Source organism: Pseudomonas sp. 300, assembly GCF_055803035.1.
Genome location: NZ_JAVLRV010000002.1, coordinates 148,041 through 150,434 on the forward strand (window position 1 = coordinate 148,041; position 2,394 = coordinate 150,434).

The 2,394-nt window shown below is 58.3% G+C and carries 1 protein-coding gene and 1 pseudogene; both read left to right on the top strand.

The window, feature by feature from the left end:
- The first annotated feature begins 179 nt into the window (after window positions 1-179).
- Window positions 180-1,880, top strand: coding sequence for a long-chain-fatty-acid--CoA ligase FadD1 (gene fadD1, locus Q7W83_RS06750; protein ID WP_150634004.1), 1,701 nt, complete (start codon window positions 180-182; stop codon window positions 1,878-1,880).
- A gap of 141 nt (window positions 1,881-2,021) precedes the next feature.
- Window positions 2,022-2,394, top strand: a pseudogene (locus Q7W83_RS06755) (serine 3-dehydrogenase); the annotation flags it as partial.

The following is a 2,394-nucleotide window of genomic DNA, read 5'->3' on the forward strand; positions in this document are numbered from 1 at the left end:
ACGAATGTGACTGTAGAGGCCGCTTTTGGCTCTAGTCGGCCCTTGGCAAAGCTGCTACTCTCGGCGCGCTTTGTGACCTCTCGGCCTCTGTAAAAGCCCAGACTCACCAATAATCAAACACCAATAATAATCGCATCAAATGCGGTATTTGAATTCGCGTTGCTGAGGAGTGGGCTTCCATGATCGAAGACTTCTGGAAGGATAAGTACCCTGCCGGGATTGCTGCCGACATCAATCCGGACGAGTATCCGAATATTCAGGCAGTGCTGAAACAGTCCTGCCAGCGCTTCGCCGACAAGCCGGCATTCAGCAACCTGGGCAAGACAATCACCTACGGTGAACTGTACGAATTGTCCGGTGCCTTTGCCGCTTACCTGCAACAGCATACCGACTTGCAGCCGGGCGATCGAATCGCCGTGCAACTGCCCAACGTATTGCAGTACCCGGTCGCCGTGTTCGGTGCCATTCGTGCCGGGCTGATCGTGGTCAACACCAACCCGCTGTACACCGCGCGGGAAATGGAACATCAATTCAACGACTCCGGTGCCAAAGCCCTGGTGTGCCTGGCCAACATGGCGCATCTGGCCGAGACCGTCGTGCCGAAAACCGGCGTCAAGCACGTCATCGTCACTGAAGTCGCCGATCTGCTGCCGCCGCTCAAGCGCCTGCTGATCAACAGCGTCATCAAGTACGTGAAGAAGATGGTCCCGGCGTATCACTTGCCCAAAGCCATCAAGTTCAACGACGTGTTGAGCAAGGGCCATGGCCAGCCAGTGGCGGAAGCCAACCCGGCCAGCGGCGACGTGGCGGTGCTGCAATACACCGGCGGCACCACCGGCGTGGCGAAGGGCGCAATGCTGACCCATCGCAACCTCGTCGCCAACATGTTGCAGTGCAAGGCGCTGATGGGTTCCAACCTGAATGAAGGTTGCGAGATCCTGATCACGCCGCTGCCGCTTTACCACATCTATGCCTTCACCTTTCATTGCATGGCGATGATGCTGATCGGCAACCACAACATTTTGATCAGCAACCCGCGCGACCTGACGGCGATGGTCAAGGAGCTGTCGAAGTGGAAGTTCAGCGGCTTCGTCGGCCTCAACACCTTGTTCGTGGCCCTGTGCAACAACGAAGGCTTCCGCAAGCTGGATTTCTCGGCGCTGAAAGTCACCCTGTCCGGCGGCATGGCCCTGCAACTGGCCGCGGCTGAGCGCTGGAAAGCGGTCACCGGTTGCGCCATCTGTGAAGGTTACGGCATGACCGAAACCAGCCCGGTCGCGACGGTGAACCCGATCCAGCACATCCAGATCGGCACCATCGGCATTCCGGTGCCGTCGACCCTGTGCAAAGTCATCGACGATGCCGGTGTTGAACAGCCATTGGGCGAAATCGGCGAACTGTGTGTGAAAGGCCCACAGGTCATGAAGGGCTACTGGCAGCGTCAGGAAGCCACCGACGAAATGCTCGACAGCGAAGGCTGGTTGAAGACCGGTGACATCGCGCTGATCCAGCCTGACGGCTACATGCGCATTGTCGATCGCAAGAAAGACATGATTCTGGTGTCCGGTTTCAACGTGTACCCCAATGAACTGGAAGACGTGTTGGCGACCCTGCCGGGCGTGCTGCAATGCGCAGCGATCGGCGTGCCGGACGAGAAGTCGGGCGAGGCGATCAAGATTTTCATCGTCGCCAAACCGGGCGTGACCCTGACCAAAGAGCAGGTGATGGAGCACATGCGTGCGAACGTCACCGGTTACAAAGTGCCGAAAGCGGTGGAATTCCGCGATGCGCTGCCGACCACCAACGTCGGCAAGATCTTGCGTCGTGAGTTGCGCGACGAAGAGCTGAAGAAGATCAACGCGAAGAAAGTAGGCGCGTAACAAACAAAAAGCCCCGCAGATGCCGAAGATGCGGGGCTTTTTGTTGCCTGACCGGAAAGGTTCATTGTCTGTCAGACCGCTTTCGCGAGCAGGCTCGCTCCCACATGTGACCGCATTCTTCCTGGAGGAACTCGGTCAACTGTGGGCGCATCGGTCAACTACACCCTGGCAGCCAACGTCGAGAACCTGATCCTGACCGGATCGGCTATCGAAGGCACCGGCAACGGGCTGAAAAACATCATCACCGGCAACGACGAGGCCAACCTGATCGATGGCGGCGCGGGTGCGGACACCCTGATCGGTGGCAAAGGCAACGACACCTACGTCGTTGACCTGGTCACCAGCGGTGTCGGTGCCAAGGCCATCGCCGTACTGCAAGACACCATCACCGAGAAGGCCGGTGAAGGTGATCACGACATCCTGAAATTGCGCGGCGATTCGCTGATCAATTTCAGCGGTACGGCTGCCGTGACCCTGGGTCTCAACCTCGAAGACCTCGATGCTTCCGAAACCG